The organism is Mesorhizobium sp. L-8-3 (genome assembly GCF_016756615.1).
Taxonomy (GTDB): domain Bacteria; phylum Pseudomonadota; class Alphaproteobacteria; order Rhizobiales; family Rhizobiaceae.
In genome coordinates, this window is the sequence record NZ_AP023262.1 from 4724366 (window position 1) to 4749429 (window position 25064).

Here is a 25064-nt window from a genome sequence, read left to right on the forward strand (position 1 = left end):
AGGCGCGGGACGATCTCATCGATGTCACGCGCTCCGACGATGAAGGTGGCGCGATCGGCACGTGATTGTCGAGCATACCATCGATCGTACCGGACCGCGCCTGGAATGCCGAACGCTGTTTCGTTTGAGCCGTGCGGCCATCGCTCGTTCTGCCTGCATGGGATACGGATTGCCTCGCCTCCTGCCGGTGGAGTGTTGCCGCCAGGCTGCGGCGGCCGGCGATCGTCGAACCGGTCGACCCATTCCAGGATACCCCGCGCCCGCCTCGGGGATATTCCGGCGCCGCTCGCACGAAAGGGATGGCGCATGTGCTTCCTCGACAAGCCATGGTTGCAACATTGAAGCAAGCAAATTGCGGGCACCAGACAACGCATTGCCCAATCAGCCGTGAAGATAGTGCAGGTGGCGCGTCAGCCTTTGTTCGGCCCATTCGATCGCATTGCGCAGGGCCTCGACGATGACGAGATACAGTACTGCTGCCCACAGATAGGTCTGGAAGTCGAAGCTGCGGGCATAGGCGCGCCGTGTCTCCCCCATCAGATCGTAGACGGTAATGATCGCCACGATCGCCGAGCCCTTGATCATCAGGATGATCTCGTTGCCATAGGGCCGCAACGCCACGATCAGCGCCTGCGGCAGGATGATCTTGCGCAGGATCTGGAACCGGTGCAGGCCGAGAGCGGCCGCCCCTTCCCACTGCCCTCTCGGGACGCTTTGGACAGCGCCGCGCAGGATCTCGGCCTGATAGGCGGCGGTGTTGAGCGTGAAAGCGAAGATCGCGCAATACCAGGCCTCGCGGAAGAAGGCCCACAATCCCACCGCTTCGAGTTGCGGCCGGAACGAGCCGAGCCCGTAATAGACCAGAAAGGTCTGGGCGAGCAGCGGTGTACCGCGGAAGAAATAGACATAGGCGTAGGCGAGCGCGGAGAGCAGACGGTTCTTCGACATGCGGGCATAGGCGATCGGCACCGAAAGCGCGGCGCCCAGCACGACCGAGATCGACACCAGCGACAGGGTCACGCCGAGACCCGACATGTAGTTGCCGGCATAACGATGGAACAGGTCGGGGTTCCAGGCCATGAACAGATAGAAGGCCAAGCCGAGCCCGAAGGCGATCCAAAGCCCCATCAGCACATGGCCGATGACACGCTCGCGCGGCCAGCCGCGCGCGGGAGGCGGTGGGCGGTCGACGGTGGTGGTTTCGTCCATCGTCGCGCTGCTCATCGGCGGACCTCGCTTCCGACCTTCATTTCGATGCGCCGGAGCGCGATGGAGGAGAGAATGGCGAGGACGAGGTAGAGAAGCGTCGCGACGCCGAAGAAGAGGAAAGCCTCCTTGGTGACGCGGGCCGCTATGCCTGTCTGACGCAGGATGTCGGAAAGACCGATGACGGAGACGAGCGCCGTGTCCTTCAGCAATATCATCCAGAGATTGCCGAGGCCCGGCAGCGCGATGCGGATCAATTGCGGAAGGATGACCAGCCGCATGGTCTGGGTATTGGTGAGGCCGATCGCGTAGCCGCCTTCATACTGGCCGCGCGGAATGGCGCGGAAGGCCGAGAGGAAGGTCTCGCTGGCGTAGGAGGAGAACACCACGCCGAGAGCGATCATGCCGGCGACGAAGCTGTTGATCTCGATGACGGCGGCCGGATTGAACAGACGCATCACGGTCTGGATGCCGATCTGCGCGCCGTAAAACACCAGGAACAGGGTCAGCAGGTCGGGCAGGCCGCGGAAAATCGTCGTGTAGATGTTGCCCGCCAGCCGGAGCGAAGGCTCACGCGACTGCTTGGCGAGCGCCGCGAGGAAACCGACAAGCAGGCCGGGCGGCAAGGTGGCCAGCGCGAGCGAGACCGTCACCAGAACGCCCCAGGCGATATCGTCGCCCCAGCCTTCCGGCCCAAAGCTGAGCAGTGTCAGCGCGCCGTCCATATGGCCCTGTTCTCCGCGCTTCGGTCGCGGGCGTCAGTTGCGGAAACGGCGGGATATCCCGCCGCCCCGCTCACGATATCAACCGGACAGAGCGTACCGGTTAGCTGCCATAAGCGTCGTAGACGAAGTACTTGTCGTTGATCGCCTTGTACTTGCCATTGGCGCGAATGGCATCGATCGCTGCGTTGAACTGCTTGACGAGATCGGTTTCGCCCTTGCGCACGGCGATCCCGGCGCCTTCGCCGTGGATTTCATCCACCGGGGTGACCGTGCCGACCAGCCTGCAGCACTCGCCTTCGGGCGAACTCAGCCACTGCTCTATGACGGTTACGTCGTCGTTGACTGCGTCGATACGGCCGTTGGCGAGGTCGAGCTGGTATTCCTGGGCGGTCGGATAGGGCTTGATGGTGCTGTCGGTGTAAGTCTTTTCCGAGTAGTTGAAATGGGTGGTGCCGCCTTGCACGCCGATCGTTTTCCCCGCGAGGTCCTCCTTGGTCACGCCCTTGATGGTGGTGTCCTTCGGCGCCGCGATCGCCGGCGGCGTATTGTAGTATTTGTTGGTGAAGTCGACCTTCTCCTTGCGTTCGTCGGTGATCGACATCGAGGCGATAATGGCATCGAACTTGCCCGCCTGAAGCGCCGGAATGATGCCGTCCCAATCCTGCGTTACGAACTCGCACTTGACCTTCATCTCCTCGCAAAGCGCGTTGGCGATGTCGATGTCGAAGCCTTCCAGCTTGCCGTCCGCGGTCAGGTTGTTGAAGGGCGGGTAGGCGCCTTCCGTGCCGATCTTGAGCACCTTTTCCTGAGCGCCCGCGGCACCGACCGACAGCGCGAACGCGGCAGCCGAGACTGCAAGAGCGAAACGCTTGGAGATACGCATGTTGTTCCTCTCTGTTCTTGATAGCCGGGAAATCCCACAGTTTCCCGGCTGGGCCCCGGCATTCCGGCCGCCCATCGCGGCGATATTCCCATTGTTCTTCAAGAAAAAGCAACCGCAAAAACCGTCGTGCCTGGACGCGATTTGCGTCACCGGCGCCGGCCCCGTGCGCTCACCAGAGCGAGCGGATCAGGTCAGGCCGGTCTGCAACTCGATGAAATCGGCGATTGCGACAATGTCGTCGATGTGGAAAACCGGCACCGCAGCGCCCTCGACAGCATGGTCGGTTGCGACCGCCAATATGCTGCGATCGTCCGGTGCCAGCGGCCTTGTGTCTTTTGCCTGCAGGCGCCGTGTCTCGATCTTGGGGTGAGCCTCGTGCTTGTAACCCTCGACCAGCACGATATCGCAGGGTGCAAGCCTGGCGAGGATGGCGTCGAGCGTCGGCTCCGTTTCGTCGCGAAGCTCGTGCATCAGGGCCCAGCGGTTGCCGGACACGATGGCGACTTCCGCGGCGCCGGCCTGGCGGTGGCGGTAGCTGTCGGTGCCTTCCTTGTCGATGTCGAAGGCGTGGTGGGCGTGCTTGACCGTCGACACCTTGCGGCCGCGCCGCGTGAGTTCGCCCACAAGTCTCTCTGTCAGCGTGGTCTTGCCGGAATTTTTCCAGCCGGCGATGCCGAAGATGCGCAGCGTCATATCGGAAGCCCCGCGCCGATGCGTTCGGCTATCATCAGGTCGCTCTCGGTGTTCACGTTGAAGAACGGGTCGACCATTCCCTGCACGAGCGTCAGCATCGGGAAGTCGGCGAGCGCGAAATCCTGCCGCTCGACGAAGTCCGAAACCCTGTAGGTCGCGCCTTCCTCCATGAAATAGCGAAGGGCAGGGCGCAGCGCCAGCGGCCATAGACCGAAGACCGGATGGCGCCGGCCGCCCGATGCCGCGACCGCAATACGTTCGGGCCTGCCGTCCGCGGCTTCGACGAGCCGGCTAACGAGGTCGGCGGGGAAGAAGGGCGTGTCGCAGGCGACACTGACCAGATGGGTGCGGTTCGGCGTGGCCGCGGCCCATTCCATTCCGGCGAGGATTCCGGCCAGCGGACCGGGATGCCCGGGCAGCGTGTCGGCGATGACGGGCAGGTCAAAGCCGGCGAAACGGGCCGGGTCGCCATTCGCGTTGAGCGCCAGTGCCGCGACCTGCGGCGCGAGGCGGGAGGCAGCGCGGGCGAGCATCGACCGGCGGCCGAGCAGCCGCAGGCTCTTGTCGCCGCCGCCCATGCGGGAAGACTTCCCGCCGGCCAGGAGTATGCCCGCGATCCTTTCGGTGCTCATGTGTCGCCAACTCCGACACGCATGACATAGAGCGTCGCGAACGCGGCGGCAAAGGCGGAAACAAGCATGATCGCGAGCAACGGGTAGGGACCGCTGCTCGGCGACAGCAGCATGCCGGCCAGCACCGACAAAAGGGCGCCGCCGCCGATCTGGATCGCGCCGCCGAGGCCCGAGGCGGAGCCGGCCAGGTCCGGACGCGCGCTGACGATGCCGGCATTTGCGTTCGGCAAGGTGAGACCGTTGCCGAGCCCCAGGAAAATTGCGGGCCCGAACAGAGAGAGAGCATGCTCGAGCCCAGCCGCGAAGAGGACGAGCGCCAGCGCGGCGCCCGCGGTGGCCACGACATTTCCGATAAGCATCATGCGATTGATGCCGAGCCGGCGCGACAGGCGGCCGGACAGGAAATTGCCGACGATGTATCCGCACGAGATGATGCCGAAATAGATGCCGTAGCCGGACGGCGACAGGCCGAGGATTTCGGTTGCGACATAGGGGCCTCCGCCGACGAAGGCGAAAAAGGCGCCGGACGCCAGCGTTGCCGTCGCCGTGTAACCCCAGAACAGGCGCGAGCGCAGGAGCATGGGGAAGGCGCGGAACTGTGCGGTAATGCTTGCCGTGCGGCTGGCCACGGTCTCGCCGAGGTCGAAATAGATGATGGTCATGGCCGCGATGCCGAAGGCGAGCGTCAGAACGAAGCTCGCCTTCCAGCCATAGATCTCGTCCAGGAACCCACCCAGCATCGGCGCCACCATCGGAACCAGCGCCATGCCCATTGTGACGTAGCCGATCATGCTCGCCGCATCGCCCGCGCCGACCGTGTCACGCACGACGGCGCGCGAGAGCACCATGCCGGCGGCCGAGAACGCCTGGGCAAGGCGGCAGGCCAGGAAGAGCTCGATCGTCGGTGCGAACAGCGCCGCGACGGTGCCCGTGATGAAGACGGCGAAGCAGGCGAGCATCACCGGGCGGCGGCCGAAGCGGTCGGAAGCGGGCCCGATGAAGAGCTGCAGAAAGGCGGTGGCCGCGAGGTAGAGCGAGATTGCGAGCTGCACCACCTTGTAGTCGGCCTGGAAATACTCCGCCATGCCGGGCAGGGAGGGCAGGAAGACGTTCATGGTCAACGCGCCCGTGGCTGTTGCCACGATCAGCGTCGTCATATGTGGCGGGGAAAAGCGATCGAAATAGAGACGCGCCATCAGAGCCCACCCGCGCCACTGCGTATGGTCTGCTTCCTGGATCGCGACTGGTCTGTCGCCACGGGGTCCCCGCCTACATTCCGTCCGGCGCCATGGCCGGGCCGGTGCTTTCGGCGGCCGGGCGCTGCTTGCCCACGAAGCGTTCGCGATAGAGTGCATAGAGGCCGGAGCCGATGACGATGGAGGCGCCCGTGATCATCGCGGCATCCGGCACGTCGCCGAATACGACAAAGCCAAGTCCGATCGACCACAGCAGCGCCGTGTAGCGGAACGGCGCGATGAAGGAGATGTCGCCCGTCCGCATCGCCTTGATGATGAACTGGTAGCCGATGACGAGCAGCACCGCCGCCCCCGCCAACAGCCCGACGCTCCATGCATCCGGCGGCGTCCATCCGCCCATCGGCTGCACGATCACCACGCCCGTGATCGCAACCGAAGCGGCAGTCGCTGTCGAGACGAGAAAGGTCGGGATCTCGTTGGGGATCCGCCTTGTCGCGAGGTCGCGGACGGTGCAGAAGAAGACGCTGGCGAGCGCCATCAGGGCGTAGACGTTGAAGCCGTCGACGCCGGGCCGAACGACAATCATGACGCCGAGGAAACCGGCCGAAATCGCCAGCCAGCGACGCCAGCCCACGGGCTCGTCGAAGACGAGGGCGGCTCCCATGGTGACCGCCAGCGGCAGGGCCTGCAGGATGGCGGAGACGTTGGCGATCGGCAGATGCGCGAGCGCGATCAGAAAGCACACGGTCGCGCCCACCTCGCTGGCCACCCGCAGCAGGATCATGGGATGCAACACCGCGCCGGGCGCACGCAACGCGCCCTGGTGCCAGGCGATCAGCCCGACCAGCAACGTCGCGAAGATGCCGCGCAGCAACATCACCTGGCCCATGTTCATCGAATGCGACACCGCCTTGGTGATGGCATCGTTCATTGTGAAACCGGCCATCGAGATCGACATGAAGACGGCGGCGCTGAGATTGGGGGAAAGAGGCAAGGGCGTTTCCGGAAGATCGTTTTTACAACTGCGTGTAGCAGCCGAGGCGGAAACCGCAATGTCTATCGCATGGGCCAGTGGTCGCGATGGAAGGCCGCAGCAGGCTGGCCGAAACTCAGGGTCCGGACAGCGTCGCGGCGATCGACGCAGCGAGCTTGTCGCAAATGGCGCGTCCGGCCTTCGGATAGACGCTACGCAGACCGTCTATGACATCCAGGTCGCCGTCCTTCCGTATCTTATCGCGCTCGTAAAAGATCATGTCGCCTTCGTAGCCGGAAACAGGACCCGGTTGTCATTCACCGGGCGATAGGTGAGTTCGAAGCGCGCCACGTCGCGCCTGAGCCTCGATGCAGCGAGGTCCTCCGGTGAACAGTCCATCACGTTGGAGCTGCCGTAGATGGCCAGCATGGCGCCGTCAGCGGCGCGCCGGCTTTGCCCGTCGCCGTTGGCCGGCGGCTCCAGTGCGCAAGAAAACACCTCATCGGGAAAAGTCGCCGTGGTGCCGAACCTTGGATTCCAATAGGTGAAGGGGTCGGCGGTTGCTGAGATCCGCCGCGAGGAACGCGGCCGTCAGCCATAGGGGCCTTCTCGCCGGCTAGCCGCCGGTCACGCTCATATGACGGGAAACCGCCGGCCGGCGCGTGCGCCTGTCTATGACGAAATCATGGCCCTTCGGCTTGCGCCCGATCGCCTCGTCGATGGCCGCCGAGACGAGCTCGTTGCCTTCGGACGACCGTAACGGGCCCCTCAGGTCCGCGGCGTCCTCCTGGCCGAGGCACATATAGAGCGTGCCTGTGCAAGTCAGCCGCACGCGGTTGCAGCTCTCGCAGAAATTGTGGGTCATCGGCGTGATGAAGCCGAGCCTGCCGCCGGTTTCCACGACCTCGACATAGCGGGCGGGACCCCCGGTCTTGTAGGGGATGTCGGTCAGCGTGAACTGCCGCTCGAGGTCGGCCCGCAGCAGCGACAGCGGCAGGTACTGGTCGGTGCGGTCGACGTCGATCTCGCCCATCGGCATGGTCTCGATCACCGTCAGGTCCATGCCGCGGCCATGCGCCCAGCGCATGAGGTCGGGAAGCTCGGCATCGTTGAAGCTCTTCAGTGCGACGGCGTTGAGCTTGACCTTCAGCCCGGCCGCAAGGGCCGCGTCGATACCTTCGAGCACCTTGGCGAGGTTGCCCCAACGCGTCACCGCGTGGAATTTGTCCGCGTCGAGCGTGTCGAGCGACACATTGATGCGCCTCACGCCGCAATCGGCGAGCTCGGCGGCGAATCGCGAAAGCTGCGAGCCGTTGGTGGTAAGCGTCAACTCGTCGAGCGCGCCGCTGGCCAGATGCCGCGAGAGCTGGCGGACCAGGTGCATGATGTTCTTGCGCACGAGCGGCTCGCCGCCGGTCAGGCGCAGCTTCCTGACGCCCTTCTCGATGAAGACGGTGCAAAGCCGGTCGAGTTCTTCCAGCGTCAGCAGGTCCTTCTTCGGCAGGAAGGCCATGTCCTCGGCCATGCAGTATGTGCAGCGGAAATCGCAGCGGTCGGTGACCGACACACGCAGATAGTTGATCGCCCTGCCGAACGGATCGATCATCGTGTCGTGAAAGCCCATGCGTCGCGTCCGTCCTGGCTGGCCCCTTGGGCACTTGTTACCCGCAATGTCGTAAATTCCACGCCGCGCTTCAAGTCCGCGGGTCAGCCATTGCCTGGCTTTTCCGCTGTATCGAACGCAATATATCGGATTCCGCCGAAAAATCCTCGCTTCCGCAACGTCGTGAAGCAGCGTAGGAACGACATCGCAAGCGCAGAGGAGACGTCCATGACCGCCCCGACCGAACTTCGCGTCTCGAAGGACCGGAGGCTGCTCAAGGTTACGTTCCCCGCCCACGCTCCGTTCGAGCTGTCCGCCGAGATGCTCAGGGTGCTTTCGCCCTCGGCGGAAGTCCAGGGACATTCGCCGGAGCAGCGCGTCACGGTTCCGGGAAAGAAGAACGTCGCCATCCTGAAGATCGAGCCCGTCGGCAACTATGCCGTGCGCATCACTTTCGACGACTTCCACGACACGGGCATCTTCACCTGGAACTATCTGCATCAACTCGGTCACGAGAAGGCGCAGCGCTGGCAAGCTTATCTCGACGAACTCGCCGAGAAAGGCCTCTCACGCGACTGATATCGGCGACATCGTCTGGTCTTGTCGCAAAAGCTTCATGAAATGGGTGAATGAGGCTGACATCGGCTGGAAGGATCCATGAACACCATCACCACGATCGAACAACTGGAAGCGCTCTACGGACGGCCCGGCGAAACCTCGCTGGTCAAGGAGCTCGACCATATCATCCCCGAATACGCGGCCTTCATCGAGTCTTCGCCCTTCGTGTCGCTGGCGACGAGCGGACCGGAAGGGCTCGACTGCTCGCCGCGTGGCGACAAGGCCGGCTTCGTGCGCATCCATGACGACAGGACGCTGATGATGCCCGACCGGCGCGGCAACAACCGGGCCGATTCGCTGAGGAACATCCTCCGCGATCCGCGCGTCGGGCTGCTGTTCCTGGTTCCGGGTTCGGGCACGACGTTGCGTGTCAACGGCCGCGCGGAGATTTCGATCGATCCCGAACTTTGCGCTTCCTTCACGGTTGAGGGAAAGCCGGCGCGGTCCGTCACCGTCATCGCGGTCGAGGCCGTCTACTTTCAATGCGCCCGCGCCATCCATCGCTCCGAACTGTGGAACCACGAGCGCCATGTCGATCCCGCGAGCCTGCCGACGCCGGGAGAGATCCTCGCCGTCACCAGCCGTCATCGCATCGACGGAGAGACTTACGACAAGGAATGGCCGGAGCGGGCAAAGAACTCGATGTGGTGAACACATCACGTTCGAGGGCACGTCAACTCACCGACACGTGATCGGGAGGGGCTGCAACATCGCCGGGTTGCGGGCGTATATCATCGCATTATGCTCGCTAAGCACTCTTCCATGATGCCCTGGACCGACCGCGCAGGGCGGTTCTCGCCGCTGAAGGCCGTCGTCTTCGTGGGGACGCTGGTGCCGGCCGCTATGATATGGTGGTCCTGGGAAGCGCGGCTGCTCGGGCCGCGACCGCTCACCGTCGCCATTCACGAAACCGGCGACTGGGCGATCCGCTTCCTGCTTCTGTCGCTGGCCGTCACGCCGCTGCGGCGCATCGCCGACTGGCCGAAGCTGATCGTGGTGCGGCGCATGTTGGGCCTTGCGGCCCTGTTCTATATTCTTGCACACCTGCTGCTCTATGTGATCGACCAGAAATGGGACCTCTGGCGTGTTGCCGGCGAGATTGCGCTCAGGCTCTATCTGACGATCGGTTTCGTCGCGCTGCTCGGACTGGTGGCTCTCGGCCTCACTTCGACCGACGCAATGATCAAGCGGCTTGGCCGCAACTGGAATCGGCTGCACAGCGCCGTCTATGCGATCGGTGTACTGGGCGCTGTCCATTTCTTCATGCAGACCAAGGCCGACGTCTACCAGGCGACCCTGATGTCGGGCATCTTCATCCTGCTGATGCTCTATCGCATCGCCCATTGGCGGGGTTTCCCGATGGCCAATCCGCTGGTGTTCGCCGCCGTCGCCGCGCTGGCCGCCGTCGGCACCGCCGCTGCGGAATTCGCCTGGTATGGCCTGGCGACGGGCGTGCCGCCGCTTCGGGTGCTCGAGGCCAATCTGCACTTCGCCTTCCAGATCCGGCCGAGCTGGTGGGTGCTGGCCATCGGGCTGGGCGTGTGCGTGCTCGCCTTCGCGCGGCGCCGGACCGGCGCGGGCAGGGCGCCCCGCGGCAGGCGGCAGGCCGCTGGAGCGGCCGCCTGATCGGATATCCACGAATGGATCAGTCGTCCGCCTTCAGCATCTCCTCGATGCGCCGCATCTGCTCGCCCATCGTGTCGCATTCGCTCGGGCTCGATTGCGCCATCACCCGTTCGATCAGCGTCGAATAGATCCTCAGCGCCTTCATCAGCAGCGTCTCACCGGTGTCGGTCAGATAGAGGCGCATGATGCGCTTGTCCTTGGGGTCGCTCTCGCGGCGCAGCAGGCCCTGGGTTTCGAGCTGCGGCAGCAACATGGTGATGTTCGAGCGGCCGACCAGCAGACGGCGGGCGACGTCGTGCTGCGACATGCCCGGGTGTCGGTAGAGATTCATGAGCACGTCGAGCTGGCCGATCTTCAGGTCGAGCGGGGCCAGGGCCTTCGTCAGGGCGCGCACCACCGCCTTTTCGGCGCGCACCAGCGCGATCCAGTTGCGGAATCGCGGATTGTCCCAGGGCAGGTCTTGCTTATTGTTCATGATTGAACTAATATGTTCATGTTTGAACCATTTTGTGGATTCTCACTATGCCATCATTCGCCGTGAAGGTCATCCGCAGTGCATTTGGGGTCGCGGAGCACGTTGCACCAGGCCTCACCGGGCGCGCCGCCTTCGAGCTTTTCTGCCGCACGCCCAACCCGAAATCGCTCTCGGCGGGCGAGCGGCGCGCCGTCGACCAGGCGGTGCGCTTCATGGCCGATGCCAGGCGCCACCGCCTCACCGCCAGGAGCGGCATGGTCATGGCGTTCGAGTTCAAGCCGGCGACGGGAAGTCGCCCCGTGGGCACCATGCTGGTCGTCCATGGGTGGCGTTCGCGCACGGAACATATGAAGTCGCTGATCGAAGGGTTCCGCGACGCCGGCTATCGCGTCATCGCGCTCGACCTGCCGGGGCACGGGCACTCGTCGGGACGCCGGCTCAACATGGCCATCGCCGTCGATGCGGTGCGCGTCGCCGCCGAATGGTTCGGACCATTCGCGGGCGTCGTCGGTCACTCTTTCGGCGGGGCCGTTGCCCTCAATTCAGCGGTGGGTTCGGTCACTGGCATCGAACCGATCCCGGCGTCCCGGCTGGTGCTGATATCGGCGCCGAGTTCGATGCCTGCGCTGTTCGAGGATTTCGGACGCTTCCTCAATCTCGGGCCGCGCTCGCAGGTCGCGGTCGCGGCCCAGGTCGAGCGCGTCGCCGGCCGGCCGCTCGAGGATTTCGTCGGCGCCGCGCAACTCGCGTCGATGCCGATCCCCACCTTGGTGATCCATGCGCCCGATGATCGTGAAGTACCGGCCGACGACGCCAAGGCATTGGCCGCGGCGGGCGACCATGTGAAGCTCTACTGGGCGCGCGGGCTCGGTCATCGCCGCATTCTCTACGATCCCGAGGTCGTGACGCAGGCGGTCGGCTTCGTGGAACGAAAGCAGAAGCTCGCGCTCGTGAACTGAGCGGTGGGATGCAAGGGCCGACCGCGCCGCATGTCGGCGCGGCGGTCACAAACCTGTGTGCGCCCGGCTGGCAGGGTCCAAATTCACACAATCTTAACGATGCCAAGTTGTATCGGTATGATCACGTCTCGCCGCACAGCGGAATCATCTCCGTAATGCGGCCAAGGCAGCGGATTTCCCGGCTGGATGGGGTGATCGATGAGACTCTTCGGCAGGAAAGCAGCCCTGCTTCCTTTCGTGGCGCTTTCGGCGGTGCTCGTCGCCGGCGTTCCACAGGCGAGCGCCCAGAACTTCTTCGAAAGGCTGTTTGGGGGCGGTCTGCGGGAGCGCCCGCGCCAGGGCGGGTTGCCGCCGGCGCCCTCCAAGCCCAGGCCGACGGCGCGGCGTGCGGTTCCGAAGATCTCGGGTCCTTCGTATTACGACTACAAGGTCGATCCGCTTGTGAAGGTCGACTTCTCGCCGCTGCTCGCCGCACCGCAGCCGGCCGGCCTCGAGCCGATCCTAGTCGGCGCCTCGTTTCGTGAGGCGGTCGCCGGCCTCGAGGGATTCGACCTGGCCGCCGAGAAGGACATCGCCGGGGCGCTGGTCGCCTACTACGCGCAAAATCCCGACTTCATCTGGGTGTCGGGGCTCGATCTGAACGCGCGTGCCGTCGAGGCCGTTCGTACCTTGAGCGATGCCGGCAGTTTCGGTCTGGCGGCGGACGAATATTCGATCGTTGTCCCGCCCGCCAACATGTCCCTGGAGAACCAGGGTGCGCGGCTGGCCGAGCTGATCCGTTTCGAGATGGCTCTGTCTGCGCGCGTGCTTCGCTATGCGCGCGACGCGCAAGGCGGCCGCATCGATCCGAACCGGTTGTCCGGATATCACGACTTTCCCGCCAAACCGTTCGATCCGGCCGGTGTGCTGAAGACGCTGTCCCGCACCTCCGAGGTGCGCACCTATCTGGAATCCCGGCATCCGCAGAACGCCGAATACCAGGCATTGCGGGTCGAGCTCGAAGCCTTGCGCGCCAGTGCCGAGAACGAGGTGGTCGTCGACCCCAAGCTGCTGCTGAAACCCGGCGGGTCCAGCCTCGACCTGCCGAAGCTGCTCGGCGTGATCGCGCGCGGACTCGACGACGAAACCGGCGCCGACTTCGGCGAAGTGCTCGCAAGGCTGGGCGGCAGCGAAACCTATTCCGAGGAACTGGTTCCGGTGATCCGGGCCGCGCAGGAGAAGGTCGGGCTGAAGCCCGACGGGGTGATCGGCCCGCGCACCGTCGCGGCGCTGGTCGGGACCTCGAAGGCGGACCGCATGGACAAGGTGCTCATCGCGCTGGAGCGGCTGCGCTGGCTGCCTTCGGATCTCGGCAGCCCGCGCGTCTTCATCAACCAGCCGGCCTTCACGGCGAGCTATGTCGAAGGCGGGGAAACGAAGCTGCTGACGCGCACCGTCATCGGCAAGCCGACCAACCAGACCAGCTTCTTCTTCGACGAGATCGAGCAGGTGGACTACAATCCCTATTGGGGCGTGCCGCAATCGATCATCGTCAACGAGATGCTGCCCCGCTTGCGCCGCGATCCGGGTTATCTTGACCGGGCCGGTTATGAAGTGACGGATTCCAAGGGACGCCGAATCCCGTCGTCGTCGATCAATTGGGGCGCCTACGGGGCACGGGTGCCGTTCAACGTGCGCCAGGCGCCGAGCGAGGCGAATGCGCTGGGCGAACTGAAGATCCTCTTCCCCAACAAGCACGCGATCTACATGCACGACACGCCGTCGAAGGATCTCTTCCGCCGCGACGTCAGGGCGTTCAGCCATGGCTGCGTCAGGCTTCAGGATCCGCGCGGGATGGCCGCCGCCGTGCTCGGCACCACGGTCGATCACGTGGTGCAGAAGCTGGGACAAGGCCATTCAACCGAGAAGGTCATGCGCAAGATTCCGGTCTATGTCGCCTATTTCACGGCCTGGCCTGATCCATCCGGGAACGTCGAGTATTTCGCCGACATCTATGACCGTGACGCGCGTCTCCAGACCGCGATCGACAAGACCGACGCGGTGCGCCGGCCGAGTACCTGAGCGCGACGCGGCTCTCCGCGCCCGCTCTCAGATCACGAAGAAATCCGCATGGGTGAGGGCGAGATGGGTGCCGACCCTGGCGAACAGGATCGCGCCGCCCGCGGCCGAACCATTGGCGTCGTAGAACAGCGCGCCGCTGTCGATATCGTAGATGATGCGGTCGTCTGCGTCATGCGCCACTCCGGCATTGCTCTTGAAGAACTGCGCCGCCGGTAGAAGCCCCGTCGTCCTCAACGCGGGGAAGACCGCGTTCTCCAGCCGGATCGTGTCGCTTGGCACATAGAAATCGGTGATCCTGTCCGTGTTGCTCAGGGCGTTCGGAAAGGTGTCGAAGACGAATTGATCCGCCCCGGAGCCACCGCTGAGCGTATCGTTGTCGGCGCCGCCAAAAAGAACGTCGTTGCCGCTTCCTCCCCAAAGGTGGTCGGCGCCGCGGTAGCTGCGCAGGACATTGTTTCCGGCGTCGCCGGCCAGCCGGTCGGCGTGGCCGGAGCCGATCAGGTTTTCAATGCCGGCCAGCGTGTCGCCCTTCGCGTCCCCGGTCGAGCCGAGACGCGTCGTCAGGCTCACCGAGACACCCGAAGCCGAAGTCGCATAGCTCGCGGTGTCGCGGCCTGCCCCGCCAACCAGACGGTCGGCCCCGGCGCCTCCGGTCAGCAGGTCGTTGCCGCCCGAGCCGTCGAGCGCATTGGCTGCGGCATTGCCGAAAAGCCGGTCGCCATAGGCCGAGCCCGACAGATTCTCGATCGAGGAGTTGAGGTCACCCTTGGCTTCGCCCGCGTTCGTCGCCGGGCTGGCCAGGCTGACGGTCACGCCGCCCGCCGCGGCGTAATAGGAGGCCGTGTCGATGCCGGTGCCGCCATAGAGGCGATCTGCCCCGGCGCCGCCCACCAACAGGTCGTTGCCTGCGTCGCCATGGAGCTGGTCGTTGCCCGCGCCGCCGAAAAGAAGGTCGTTGCCGACATGGCCGAGCATTGCCACGGAGATGTTCAGCGCGTAGGTGGCCCCGGCCGGGACAGAGGCGGCGAAGCCGCCGGTGGCGCCGTCGAAGGTCCCCACGGCGACGTAGTAGGTGCCGGTGCCGGGAACGGTGAAGGCAAGCCGGGAGTCCTGGGTGCGGCCCGCATACGGTTTCGAGCCGGGATCGCTCACGCCATTGTCGTCATTGCCGCTGAGCGGAACACCGGCGGCGTTCCTCATCTGGACGTAGCTGTCGAAACCCACGGCGTGGTCTATGTCGAGGGTGACCGTCATGCCCTCCGTCAGCTCGATCCGATAGAATGCCGCGCGGCCGTTGCCGGTCGCGTTGACGCTTGTGTGCGGCACATTGGTGGCGTCGGCGATGTCGGGATCGGGCGTCAGCGTGAAATTGCCGGTCAGGTCTCTTGCGGTCTGCAGGCTGTTGTTCGCTGTTCCTGCCGCCAGCGTCACATACCCCGTCCCGAAGCCGAGTTTGGTCGGCAGGAAATCGCCGCGCAGCACGTCGTTGCCGTTGCCTCCGTAGAGCCTGTCGTTGCCTCCCTGGCCGATCAGCGCATCGTTGCCGGCGTTGCCTTGCAGAGTATTGGCGGCCTGATTGCCCGATATCGTATCGCTGCCGGCGCCGCCGATGGCATTCTCGATCAGCGATCGTTGGTCGGTGCCGAATTGAAGCGCGTTGTAGATATTGGCCCGTGCGAAACTGCCGTCGCCGAGATCTGCGCGCTGCCATGCGGAGAACAGCGACCAGCCGCCGGGCGCGAGGCTGATCCGCATGCCGGCCGAATAGTTCGAGAAGTCATAGGTGTCGATGCCGTTGCCGTCCCAGATCGTCCGGAAGATCCGGTTGGAACCAGGTCCGCCCTGGCCAACGCCGTTGATGAACATCTCGCCCGTGTTCGGCGAAAAACGATAGACATCGTTGCCTGCGCGGGTGGTGAAGTTCGCGCCGTAGAGATGCTGGATGGCCGCTATGTCGTACATCATCAGCGTCTGCGCATAGCCGGAGGACTCGTTGGTGTAGCTGCCCGTGCCGCCCTCGACGTGAGAACGGTAGGTCATGACGGAGAATTCCATCGAATCCCGGTCCGGTGTCAGGGCCTGGTGGGTCAGGCCGTGATTGTTCTGATGACCGTGCTTGAGACCGAGCGTGTGGCCGATCTCGTGAAGGACGGTCACCCAGGCGAAATTGCTGCGGGTGGGGCGGTCGTAGTCCGTCGCGTTGAACCAGATGTCGCCCTCGTTCGCCCAGGTCGGGAAACGCGCGTCGGCGGTGAAGTCGATCGCCGCCCTGGCCGCGGTCAGGTCGGCCTGAACGCTGCTCCCGACTTCGGTGAAAGTCAGGCGGGAAACCGCCTCATACTGGCGGGTGGCCGCGCGAAAGGCGTCCGCGAGCTGTGGCGTGACGGGCAGGAAGTGAGCCGTTCGCGTGTCGAAATGGCCGGGCTCGCACTCATAGGAGGCGGGGTAGTAGGAGGCCGAGATTGGAAAGGTATAGGTGAGGCTGGTGCTGCTCCAGCGCGTTCCGAAAAGCAGGGCGTCGACGTTCTGGTTGCCCGTCACTGTGGTGGCGTAATCTCCGGCCGACATGCGCCAAGCTGCCAAGTGAATTCAACATGCTGACCGACACTGACGGCTCGGCCCGTTGGAAAGGCTAGCACGGGCGCCTCGCATTCGGTCCGGCCCAATAGGGAGCGAAACGGGCGCTGATGGTGGGCCGGCCTACAACGGTCGAAGGAGCGTCCGATACGTCTTTCGGAGGAGGGCAGGGCTGCTTTTGGCCATGAGCACCCCTGCGGCAGGGTGCAAGGCGTAAAGCGATCCGCCCCTCATGCGACGTTCCGCGAGGGATGGATCTTGGTCTTTTCTTTCAAGTTGTATGAAACATCGCGGGTTGAGCAATCGTATCTGAAGAGTGGAAGCCCTCACATCTCCGCTTTCCCCAACCCGGTGATCCGGGGCTTCCCCGCATTGTCCCGCGTCCTCGGTCCCTTCACCGGGGGCGCGGGCGTCTCGAGGCGTTAGGGGGGTTGCCGGCCAGGCAATTCGTGCGGCTCGAATCCGCATGGGGTCGGAGCGCAAAGCTGCGGGCTGGCCCAGGGGAGGCCATTCACCAAGATGTCGCCGATGTTGCCAAGTTCGTCATGGCCGAGTCCGACAGTACCGGCGGCTCGGCCGGGATCGAAAGGCAATCGCGTCGAAGCCGGTCTGCAATCCGGAAAGCGGAAGCGCCTGGCTCAGGAAACATTCCTCTGCGCCTGCTCGGCGCTTTCCACCCAAGCCCTGGCCTCGCTGGCTTGGATGGTGGGCGATGCAGGGATTGAACCTGCGACCCCACCCGTGTGAAGGGTGTGCTCTCCCGCTGAGCTAATCGCCCGCCAATGGCCAGAGGGGCCAAGCGAGCCGCGATATAAGGGGTCATGCCGGGGCAAGTCAAGGACGACTTGCCGTCATTTTTCCCCAGGTCCGATAGGGTCTATCCCCGGCTTGCGGCGATCAGCTTTTCGGCAAGCTGCAGCGTGAGCTCGTCGAAACTGGAGATGATCGTCGACGGCTCGAATTCGCGAACATGGCGGTCGGTATAGCCGAAATCGACGGCGACGACAGGAATGCCGGCCGCCTTTGCCGTGTCGATGTCGGTGCGCGAATCGCCGACCATCAGAGCATGGTCGCAGTCGCCGTCCGCACGCGCGATTGTCTCGATGAGATGGCGCGGATCCGGCTTGCGGAACGGGAAGGTATCCTGGCCGGCGATGAAGGCGAAGCGGTGCGCGATGCCCAGTTCCGTCAGCAGCCGCACAGCCATCATCTCGAACTTGTTGGTGCAGACGGCGAGCAGGTAGCCGGCATCGGCGAAGCGGTCGAGCGCGGCGACGGCGCCGCGGTAGGGCTGCGACTTGCCCGGCATGTTGTTGCTGTAGTGCTCGACGAAAAGATCGTAGAGACGGTCGTGCTCGGCGCCCGCGAGCGGCCGGTTCTGCGCGGCAAACGCCTTCTCGATCATCACCTTGCCGCCATGGCCGACGAAGCCGTAGAGGGCGGCGGCCTCCGCCGCGGCGAGCCCGCCTGCAACAAGGCTGTGGTTGAGGCTGTCGAGCAGGTCGGGTGCGGTGTCGACGAGCGTGCCGTCGAGATCGAAAACGATGATTGGCCGGGTCATGCGATCTTCCTTGCTGTCGGGACCGCCGATAGCGTGGTTGCTCGCCCGCCCGCAAGAGCGCGGCGCGCTCCTGCCTATAAAACCTTTGCCCTTCCGGACAAAAGTGATAGGAGCCGCAGCGGGAACAGGGGCATGCGGTCAATTCGATGGATGCGAAGGCGCTGAAGATAGAAGCCGCACGCGCGGCGCTCGAGCATGTGAGCGACGGCATGAAGCTCGGCATCGGCACCGGCTCGACCGCCGAAGAGTTCGTCAGGCTGCTCGCCGAGAAGGTCGCCGGCGGCATGACGATATCAGGCGTGCCGACATCGGAGCGCACCGCGAAGCTCTGCGGCGAACTCGGCATCACTCTGTCGACTCTCGATGAGACGCCCGAACTCGACCTGACGGTTGACGGCGCCGACGAGATCGACCCGGCCTTGTCGCTCATCAAGGGCGGCGGCGGCGCGCTGCTGCGCGAGAAGATCGTGGCGGCTGCCTCGGCCAGGATGATCGTCATCGCCGACCGCTCCAAGCTTGTCGACGCGTTGGGCGCGTTTCCGCTACCGATCGAGGTCAACAAGTTCGGCCTGAAGGCCACGACCATCGCGATCGCCAAATCCGCCAACGGCCTCGGTCTTGCCGGCTCGCTCACATTGCGCATGACGGATGGCGCGCCTTTTGTTACTGACGGCGGACATTTGATCCTCGATGCATCTTTTGGCCGCATTCCGGATACAAGAGCCCTGTCATTCGCGCTTCACGCCATCCCCGGCGTGGTCGAACACGGATTGTTTCTCGGGATGGCGACTGCGGCGATCGTCGCGGGAAAGAGCGGCATCGAGACCCTGCAAGCCACCCGCCAATAGGGAGTTTTATTCGTCATGACCTTGGCCGATCGTGCCCGCTGTCTTTCCGTTGCCTTTGTTTCCGCCGCGGTCCTGGCGTGCGCTCTTCCCGCCGCCGCACAGGACATCTCCGAATCGCACCTCAAGGCGGCCCGCGCCGCGGTTGATTCGATCAATGTCACGGATCAGTTCGACTCGATCCTGCCGCAGGCCGCGGCCGCGCTGAAGGCGGAGCTGATCCAGAAGAACCCGGATCGGCAGCAGCTCATCCTGCAGACGGTGGACGAAAAGACGCTGTGGCTGGCCGGACGCCGCGCCGATCTCGAGAAGGAGGCGGCCATGGCCTATGCTCGCACTTTCTCGGAGGAGGATCTCAATACGATCTCGACGTTCTACAATTCGGGCGCCGGCAAGAAGCTCCTGGCCGACGGCGCGATCGTGATGCGCCAGGTCATGCAGGCCGCGGAAATCTGGCAGCGCGGCGTTGCCCGCGATCTCGCCCAGTCCGTCGGCGAGGTCCTGAGCAAGGCTCCGGGCGCGCAGGCACAGCCGCTTTCTCCCGCCCCTGAGGCCCAGGCCGCACCGGCGCAGAACAACGCCAACTGACTTCGGCCTGGAGCGCATCGCGTCCGCCTCCACGCGCCAAAGGACGCTCCAGCGCTGCTATCGGCGCATCGGCCTTCCGAAGGTCGGATACGATTCCCCTGGGCCCATGCGGCAGGCGAAAACCCAGGCAGAAACGAGCCCGGTTCGCAGCCGGGCTTTTCTTTTGGCGTCGTCACCTCTACCTGTCTGTTCGCGCAGAATAGAGGGACCGCATCGATGGGCAGCTACGACTACGATCTCTTCGTCATCGGCGGCGGTTCGGGCGGCGTGCGCGCCGCACGTATTTCCGCCGGCCTCGGCAAGCGTGTCGCGATCGCCGAGGAGTTCCGCTTTGGCGGCACCTGCGTGATCCGCGGATGCGTGCCGAAGAAGCTCTATGTCTACGCCTCGCAGTTCCCGGAGCATTTCGCCGATGCGGCAGGCTATGGCTGGACCGTGCCGGAGGCGCGGTTCGACTGGCAGACGCTGGTCGCCAACAAGGACAAGGAGATCGCCAGGCTTGAGGGCCTCTACAGAAAGGGCGTGGAAGGATCCGGCGGGCAGGTCTTCCAGTCGCGCGCCACGCTGGTCGATGCGCATACGATCCGCATCGAGGCGGAGGACCGCACCGTGACGGCCGATCAGATCATGATCGCCACCGGCGGGCGTCCCAATCCACATCTCGCCCTTCCCGGCCATGAGCACTGCATCTTCTCCAACGAGGCCTTCGACCTGCCGGAACTGCCCGGGGCCATCATGATTGCCGGCGGCGGTTACATTGCCGTGGAGTTCGCGAACATCTTCCACGGTCTCGGCGTCGAGACCACGCTGGTCTATCGAGGCCGGGAGATCCTCAGCCGCTTCGACATGGATCTCAGGCGTGGCCTTCACGAGACCATGGAGAAGAAGGACATCCGCATTTTGTGCCATACCGTCGGCGAGGCAGTCGACCGGCGCGACGACGGGCGCCTCGACGTGCACCTGTCCAATGGCGAGCGCCTGGTCGTGGACCAGGCGATGCTGGCGCTCGGCCGCATTCCCAACACAGAGAATCTCGGCCTGGGAGAGGCTGGCGTCGAAACCGGCAAGATGGGAGAGATCGTCGTCGACGACTTTTCGCGGACCAACATCGAGAACATCTGGGCCATTGGCGACGTCACCAACAGGGTTCAACTCACCCCTGTCGCCATTCACGAGGCGATGTGCTTCGTCGAGACGGCATTCAAGAACAATCCGACCAGGCCCGACCACGACACGATCGCCACGGCCGTTTTCTCGCAGCCGGAGATCGGCACCGTCGGGCTTTCCGAAGACGAGGCGAGTACCCGTTTCGAGGAGATCGACATCTACCGCGCTGCGTTCAGGCCAATGCGCAATATCCTGGCCGGCCGCGACGAAAGGATGATGATGAAGCTCGTGGTCGATCGCGCAACGGACCGCGTGCTTGGTGCCCATGTGCTCGGCCCCGACGCCGGGGAGATGGCCCAGTTGCTCGGCATCGCCGTCAAGGCGCGCCTCGGCAAGCAGGATTTCGACCGCACGATGGCGCTTCACCCAACGGCTGCGGAAGAGTTGGTGACCATGTACAAACCGAGCCACAGCATCCGCAACGGTGAGCGCGTGGGGTAGGGGCGTCCCTGCTCACCGGCAACGTCGTCGGTGAGCGAGACGGCGCCCGGGCTCCCGGTTTTTCTGCGAGACCCGGTCGCAGCGACGCCCTTCAATCGGCAGGGAAGTGGCTTCGGGGCGGCACCTACGGTCATTCCTGGTTTGTCGGCGGGCGGCCGGGTTGACCATGGCCGCCTTTGCGAACACAGCCACGGCGGGAATGTCGGGCTCGTTCCCCGACGCCTTGGGCGATGCGATCTATGCCTGAGCGTCCGATGTCGTCCCTATCGTCATGGGTGTGCCGTCCAGCAGCCAGGCGGCGAACTGCGGCCATAGCGTTTCGGCGAAGCGGGAGCGGAAGAAGCCGAGATGGCCGATCTTCTGTCCGCCGCCGTCGCTCGGCGACAGCCAGCGCTCCTCGACATGCGCATTTTCGTAGTGCCGCATCAGCGCCCGGACGGCGCGTCTCGTGCCCCAGGGGTCGTCGGTGAGGCCGATAGCCAGGATCGGCGTCCTGACGTCGCGATAGCGCGCCGTCTCGGGTAGGCTCGGGTCGTCGAAGAAATAGTCCGGCATGCGGCACCAGCGCGCCCAGTCGCGGAAGACCGAACCGGGGATCGGCTCGCCGACGCCCAGCCGGCGCGGCATGTCGCGAAAGAGCAGCGAGGCCGGCACGCCGACCAGGAACATGCGCGGCCCGGCGAGGCGGTCGTCCAGGCCGCGCCAGTAGCCGGACATGGTGGCCACCATGCCGTAGCGCAGGAAGCGCCCTGGAATCCCCGACAGGCCCAGGGCCTGGCCGCCATAGGACTGGCCGACCCCGACCATCGGGTGGTCGGGCGACACGGCATCCAGTGCCCGCGCGGCGGCCGGCAGATCGAGCAGCGCCCAGTCCTTCATGCCGATACGCTTCTTCCAGCCGGCCGGGCGCGATGAGCCTCCCGTGCCGCGATAGTCGTAGATCAGCGCGGCTCGCGCGCCGGCCCTGACGACCGCTTCCGCAAAGCCGGCATAGAGACCGCGGGGCACGGCGGTTGCCGATGAGATCAGCACCAGCGGCCTGGTACCGCTGCCCTCGAACAGCGTGCCCTTGAGCGCAAATCCATCGTCGGCGAGGAAGGAAATGTCGCCGCGGCGGATGGCACTGCCGGGTGCGTGGGCCGAGTTTGCGGGTCTGGCTGCATTCCGGGAAGAAATGGCGGCATCGTCTGACATCGGCTGCACCTTTCGCAGGGAAGCGAGGAAAAGCTACCATTGACGTTAGGACAGCTGCAACGATAACCGCTACGCTATGGCCGACCGCCGCGGTTTGATTGTGTAATTCCATTCTGGATGGAACTGGTCGCCGGTGATATCGAGGGTCGCCATCTCGGCAGCCGAGACCTTCACGCCCTTCTCATAGGTGGTGGCGTCGAGCGCGCACTCGACCTTGAGCCCGGTCTTGGTCGTGGTCGCGCCGATCAACTCGACCACGGCGAGGCGATCCGTCAACGGACGGCCGCGCCAATTCTGCGTGATGTGGCAGAACAGTCGGTGCTCGATCTTGTTCCACTTCGACGTGCCCGGCGGATAGTGATGGACGTGGACGACAAGCCCGGTCTCGTCGGCGAGCTTCTGCAGTTCCACCTTCCACAGCCGCACGCGCGCCCCGTTGGAGCCGCCGCAGTCGGCGGTGATCGTCAGCGCGCCGGCCGAGGGATAGCGCTGGCGGCCCATGCGCTCGAGCCACGTGCGGATCGAGTGGACCGCGAACTCGGCGGTGTCGGCGGTGATGCCGACGCTGACCCAGCCCTCGTTGGCGGCCACGTCGTAGACGCCGTAGGGGACGACCTTGCCAAGCGTCTTGTCGACGAAGTCGTGCACCTTGACGCGCTGCGGGTCGCCCTTCGGGCGATAGTCGCTGCCGCCATTCTTGAAGGCGCCGACGAGCTCTTTCTTCTTTGTATCGACGGAGATGACGGGCTCACCGGCCGCCTGCGCGGCGACCACCTTGGCGTTGATGTGCGCGAACTGGGCATCGCGGTCGGGATGGTGCGCGCCTTCATCCGTCTTGCGGTTAAGCTGGCGCGAGAAGCCGAGCTTGACAAGCAGCTTGCGCACGCTGTTGGGGCTGATCGCATGGCCCATGTCGCCAAGCGCGCGCGCCAGCTTGTCCAGGCTCTTCGACACCCACAACAGAGGCCGCTCCGGATCACCCAAGGTCGCCGGCTCAACGAGGCGCTCAAGGTCGGCAAGCAGCGTCGGATCGCGCGCCGTCAACGGCCGCGGGCCGCCGCCTTCCCGGCGCACCCGACCGCGCGGCGGCGCCGCGTCGAGGTCTTTCAGCCCGCGCCCGATCGTCGAGCGGGCCAGCCCTGTGATCTCCGAGACCGCCGCCAGCCCACCCCGGCCCGCAGCGCGCGCCTCGCTGGCGGCGAACACGCGCCGGCCGCGCTCGTCGCGCTTCGAGCCGTCCGCCTCCCACCGCTGCTGGATCCCGCGCCGGTCGATCATGTCGCTACCGCTAGCGCGCCTCGCTCCGGCAGGGAATCCCTGCCGGGTGAGTCACACCGCCGCAGGTCGAGACAACCGACCGATTCAATTATCGTTGCAGCTGTCCTTAGCGTCAAAGTCAATAGCGATTCCCTGTACAGTTGTTCAGAAATATTGACGTTATTGTAAGACGGATCGTTTGCGGTACAGACATTCGCTGTCGTTCGAGCGCTCTTGTCGACCGCTGCGGGCGCGCATGCGCCATTCGCCTCACACTCAAATGCGGGCTAGAATAGGTGGCCGGCTTCGTGTAAGGAGCCGCGTTCCCGTAGAACGGGTCTGGCCGGCAATAGATGCCGGAAAGAAGAGCTTTGGGTGCTGTCATGACGAAATGGTCGCCGAATTCCTGGAGAGCAAAGCCTATCCAGCAGGTGCCGGCCTATCCGGATCCGGTCGCTCTGGCCGAGACCGAGGCTCGTCTGGCGACCTTTCCGCCACTGGTTTTTGCAGGCGAGGCGCGCAAGCTGAAGAAGCAACTGGCGAGTGTCGCGGAAGGCGAGTCTTTCCTGCTGCAGGGCGGCGACTGCGCCGAGAGCTTCGCCGAGCACGGTGCCGACAATATTCGCGACTTCTTCCGCGTGTTCCTGCAGATGGCTGTCGTGCTCACCTTCGCCGGCTCGCAGCCGGTGGTGAAGGTCGGCCGTGTCGCCGGGCAGTTCGCCAAGCCGCGTTCCTCGGGTTCCGAGACCAAGGGTGACGTCACGCTGCCGTCCTATCGCGGCGACATCATCAACGGCATCGAGTTCGACGAGAAGTCGCGGGTGCCCGATCCGGCGCGCCAGGAAATGGCGTATCGACAGTCGGCGGCCACGTTGAATCTGCTGCGCGCTTTCGCCCAGGGCGGCTATGCGAGCCTCGAGAACGTCCATCGCTGGATGCTGGGCTTCGTCGCCGACAGCCCGCAGGGCGACCGCTACGAGGCGCTCGCCAACCGCATCACCGAGACGATGGATTTCATGCGTGCGGTCGGCATCACGTCCGAGACCAATTTCGCGCTGCGCGAGACGGATTTCTACACCAGCCATGAAGCGTTGCTGCTCGGCTATGAGGAGGCGCTCACCCGCGTCGATTCCACCTCGGGCGACTGGTATGCGACGTCGGGCCACATGATCTGGATCGGCGACCGCACGCGCCAGCCCGATCACGCGCATGTCGAATACTGCCGCGGCATCAAGAACCCGCTCGGTCTGAAGTGCGGCCCGTCGATGACCGCCGAAGGCCTGCTGCAGCTGATCGACCTGCTCAATCCGGAGAACGAGCCGGGCCGCCTCACGCTGATCGCACGTTTCGGCTACGACAAGGTCGAAGATCACCTGCCGAAGCTCATCCGGGCGGTGAAGCGCGAAGGCCGCAAGGTCGTGTGGTCCTGCGATCCGATGCATGGCAACACCATCACGGCGGCCGGCTACAAGACGCGTCCCTTCGAGCGCATCCTCAAGGAAGTGCAGTCCTTCTTCGACATCCATCGCGCAGAGGGCACGCATCCCGGCGGCATCCATGTCGAAATGACCGGCAAGAACGTCACCGAATGTACGGGCGGCGCCCGCGCCATCACGGCCGAGGAGCTTCAGGATCGCTATCACACGCATTGCGACCCGCGCCTCAATGCCGACCAGGCGATCGAACTCGCTTTCCTGGTTTCCGATCTGCTCCGCAAGAGCCATGCCGGCGTGCCGCACAAGCAGGCCGTCAACAGTTAAGGGAACAGGCAGTCGCCAAACACC

24 protein-coding genes and 1 tRNA gene are annotated in these 25064 nt (G+C 64.7%); 9 read left to right on the forward strand and 16 right to left on the reverse strand.

Translation table 11 applies throughout. The features are described 5' to 3' along the window. Positions 1-381: 381 nt before the first annotated feature. The 10 genes from JN302_RS21860 to moaA form a co-directional block, all read right to left on the reverse strand. Entirely contained in the window at positions 382-1224 is an 843-nt protein-coding gene (locus tag JN302_RS21860; RefSeq protein WP_446720672.1) for an ABC transporter permease, read from the reverse strand. Next, positions 1221-1931 (reverse strand): ABC transporter permease, encoded by a 711-nt coding sequence (locus JN302_RS21865; RefSeq protein ID WP_202305034.1) that lies wholly within the window; start codon positions 1929-1931, stop codon positions 1221-1223. Before JN302_RS21865 ends, JN302_RS21860 begins: the two co-directional genes overlap by 4 nt. Before the next feature lie 100 nt (positions 1932-2031). After that, complete coding sequence (locus tag JN302_RS21870; protein ID WP_202305035.1) at positions 2032-2814, reverse strand: ABC transporter substrate-binding protein; 783 nt, start codon at positions 2812-2814, stop codon at positions 2032-2034. A 186-nt stretch (positions 2815-3000) separates the two neighbouring features. After that, the gene (gene mobB, locus JN302_RS21875) at positions 3001-3507 is read right to left on the reverse strand and encodes a molybdopterin-guanine dinucleotide biosynthesis protein B (protein WP_202329068.1); all 507 of its coding nucleotides are present in this window, start codon (positions 3505-3507) and stop codon (positions 3001-3003) included. Beyond that, positions 3504-4139, reverse strand: coding sequence for a molybdenum cofactor guanylyltransferase MobA (gene mobA, locus JN302_RS21880; protein ID WP_202329069.1), 636 nt, complete (start codon positions 4137-4139; stop codon positions 3504-3506). The genes mobB and mobA overlap by 4 nt, the downstream gene beginning before the upstream one ends. Continuing rightward, positions 4136-5335, reverse strand: coding sequence for a multidrug effflux MFS transporter (locus JN302_RS21885; RefSeq protein WP_202305038.1), 1200 nt, complete (start codon positions 5333-5335; stop codon positions 4136-4138). Before JN302_RS21885 ends, mobA begins: the two co-directional genes overlap by 4 nt. Positions 5336-5408: 73 nt before the next feature. Then, positions 5409-6329 carry a DMT family transporter gene (locus JN302_RS21890; RefSeq protein WP_202305039.1) on the reverse strand — a complete coding sequence of 307 codons (921 nt, stop codon included), beginning with the start codon at positions 6327-6329 and terminating at the stop codon, positions 5409-5411. A 115-nt stretch (positions 6330-6444) separates the two neighbouring features. Next, on the reverse strand, positions 6445-6588 hold the full coding sequence (locus JN302_RS21895) for a hypothetical protein (RefSeq protein ID WP_202329070.1): 144 nt from the start codon (positions 6586-6588) through the stop codon (positions 6445-6447). After that, complete coding sequence (locus JN302_RS21900; protein WP_202305042.1) at positions 6585-6737, reverse strand: hypothetical protein; 153 nt, start codon at positions 6735-6737, stop codon at positions 6585-6587. The genes JN302_RS21895 and JN302_RS21900 overlap by 4 nt, the downstream gene beginning before the upstream one ends. Before the next feature lie 187 nt (positions 6738-6924). Next, positions 6925-7932 (reverse strand): GTP 3',8-cyclase MoaA, encoded by a 1008-nt coding sequence (moaA, locus tag JN302_RS21905; protein ID WP_244741867.1) that lies wholly within the window; start codon positions 7930-7932, stop codon positions 6925-6927. Positions 7933-8139: 207 nt separating this feature from the next. Here moaA and JN302_RS21910 point away from each other — a divergent pair, with 207 nt between their 5' ends. The 3 genes from JN302_RS21910 (at position 8140) to JN302_RS21920 (ending at position 10155) form a co-directional block, all read left to right on the forward strand. Beyond that, complete coding sequence (locus JN302_RS21910; protein WP_202305044.1) at positions 8140-8490, forward strand: gamma-butyrobetaine hydroxylase-like domain-containing protein; 351 nt, start codon at positions 8140-8142, stop codon at positions 8488-8490. Positions 8491-8568: 78 nt separating this feature from the next. Further along, a complete protein-coding gene (locus JN302_RS21915) occupies positions 8569-9180 on the forward strand; it encodes a pyridoxamine 5'-phosphate oxidase family protein (protein WP_202329072.1) in 612 nt (203 codons plus the stop codon). Between the two features lie 111 nt (positions 9181-9291). Further along, complete coding sequence (locus JN302_RS21920; RefSeq protein ID WP_202329074.1) at positions 9292-10155, forward strand: sulfite oxidase heme-binding subunit YedZ; 864 nt, start codon at positions 9292-9294, stop codon at positions 10153-10155. A gap of 19 nt (positions 10156-10174) precedes the next feature. Here JN302_RS21920 and JN302_RS21925 read toward each other — a convergent pair whose 3' ends face one another. After that, positions 10175-10630, reverse strand: coding sequence for a MarR family winged helix-turn-helix transcriptional regulator (locus tag JN302_RS21925; RefSeq protein WP_202305047.1), 456 nt, complete (start codon positions 10628-10630; stop codon positions 10175-10177). 47 nt (positions 10631-10677) lie between these two features. Between JN302_RS21925 and JN302_RS21930 the strand changes: the two genes are divergently transcribed. Both JN302_RS21930 and JN302_RS21935 read left to right on the forward strand, forming a co-directional pair. Next, the gene (locus JN302_RS21930) at positions 10678-11589 is read left to right on the forward strand and encodes an alpha/beta hydrolase (protein ID WP_202329076.1); all 912 of its coding nucleotides are present in this window, start codon (positions 10678-10680) and stop codon (positions 11587-11589) included. Positions 11590-11787: 198 nt separating this feature from the next. Further along, positions 11788-13650, forward strand: a complete 1863-nt coding sequence (locus tag JN302_RS21935) for a L,D-transpeptidase family protein (protein WP_202305049.1) — start codon at positions 11788-11790, stop codon at positions 13648-13650. Positions 13651-13677: 27 nt separating this feature from the next. Here JN302_RS21935 and JN302_RS21940 read toward each other — a convergent pair whose 3' ends face one another. From JN302_RS21940 to JN302_RS21950, 3 genes are all read right to left on the reverse strand, one after another. Next, positions 13678-16218, reverse strand: a complete 2541-nt coding sequence (locus JN302_RS21940) for a M10 family metallopeptidase C-terminal domain-containing protein (protein ID WP_202329077.1) — start codon at positions 16216-16218, stop codon at positions 13678-13680. Positions 16219-16930: 712 nt separating this feature from the next. After that, positions 16931-17005: transfer RNA gene (locus tag JN302_RS21945), tRNA-Val, on the reverse strand. A 99-nt stretch (positions 17006-17104) separates the two neighbouring features. Continuing rightward, positions 17105-17788 carry a phosphoglycolate phosphatase gene (locus JN302_RS21950; protein ID WP_202329078.1) on the reverse strand — a complete coding sequence of 228 codons (684 nt, stop codon included), beginning with the start codon at positions 17786-17788 and terminating at the stop codon, positions 17105-17107. 146 nt (positions 17789-17934) lie between these two features. Here JN302_RS21950 and rpiA point away from each other — a divergent pair, with 146 nt between their 5' ends. The 3 genes from rpiA to gor all read left to right on the forward strand — a co-directional run bounded on the left by rpiA (position 17935) and on the right by gor (position 20829). Further along, on the forward strand, positions 17935-18636 hold the full coding sequence (rpiA, locus tag JN302_RS21955) for a ribose-5-phosphate isomerase RpiA (protein WP_202305052.1): 702 nt from the start codon (positions 17935-17937) through the stop codon (positions 18634-18636). Positions 18637-18651: 15 nt separating this feature from the next. Then, positions 18652-19221 (forward strand): DUF2059 domain-containing protein, encoded by a 570-nt coding sequence (locus JN302_RS21960; protein WP_202305053.1) that lies wholly within the window; start codon positions 18652-18654, stop codon positions 19219-19221. Between the two features lie 216 nt (positions 19222-19437). Next, positions 19438-20829: a glutathione-disulfide reductase gene (gor, locus tag JN302_RS21965; RefSeq protein WP_202329079.1), complete on the forward strand. Its 1392-nt coding sequence runs from the start codon at positions 19438-19440 to the stop codon at positions 20827-20829. A gap of 237 nt (positions 20830-21066) precedes the next feature. Here the strand turns inward: gor and JN302_RS21970 are convergent, their stop codons facing one another. After that, a complete protein-coding gene (locus JN302_RS21970) occupies positions 21067-21933 on the reverse strand; it encodes an alpha/beta hydrolase family protein (RefSeq protein ID WP_202334401.1) in 867 nt (288 codons plus the stop codon). Between the two features lie 159 nt (positions 21934-22092). Beyond that, positions 22093-23301 (reverse strand): ISAzo13 family transposase, encoded by a 1209-nt coding sequence (locus tag JN302_RS21975; RefSeq protein ID WP_202329080.1) that lies wholly within the window; start codon positions 23299-23301, stop codon positions 22093-22095. Between the two features lie 362 nt (positions 23302-23663). Between JN302_RS21975 and JN302_RS21980 the strand changes: the two genes are divergently transcribed. Continuing rightward, entirely contained in the window at positions 23664-25040 is a 1377-nt protein-coding gene (locus JN302_RS21980) for a class II 3-deoxy-7-phosphoheptulonate synthase (protein ID WP_202329081.1), read from the forward strand. Positions 25041-25064 lie beyond the last annotated feature (24 nt).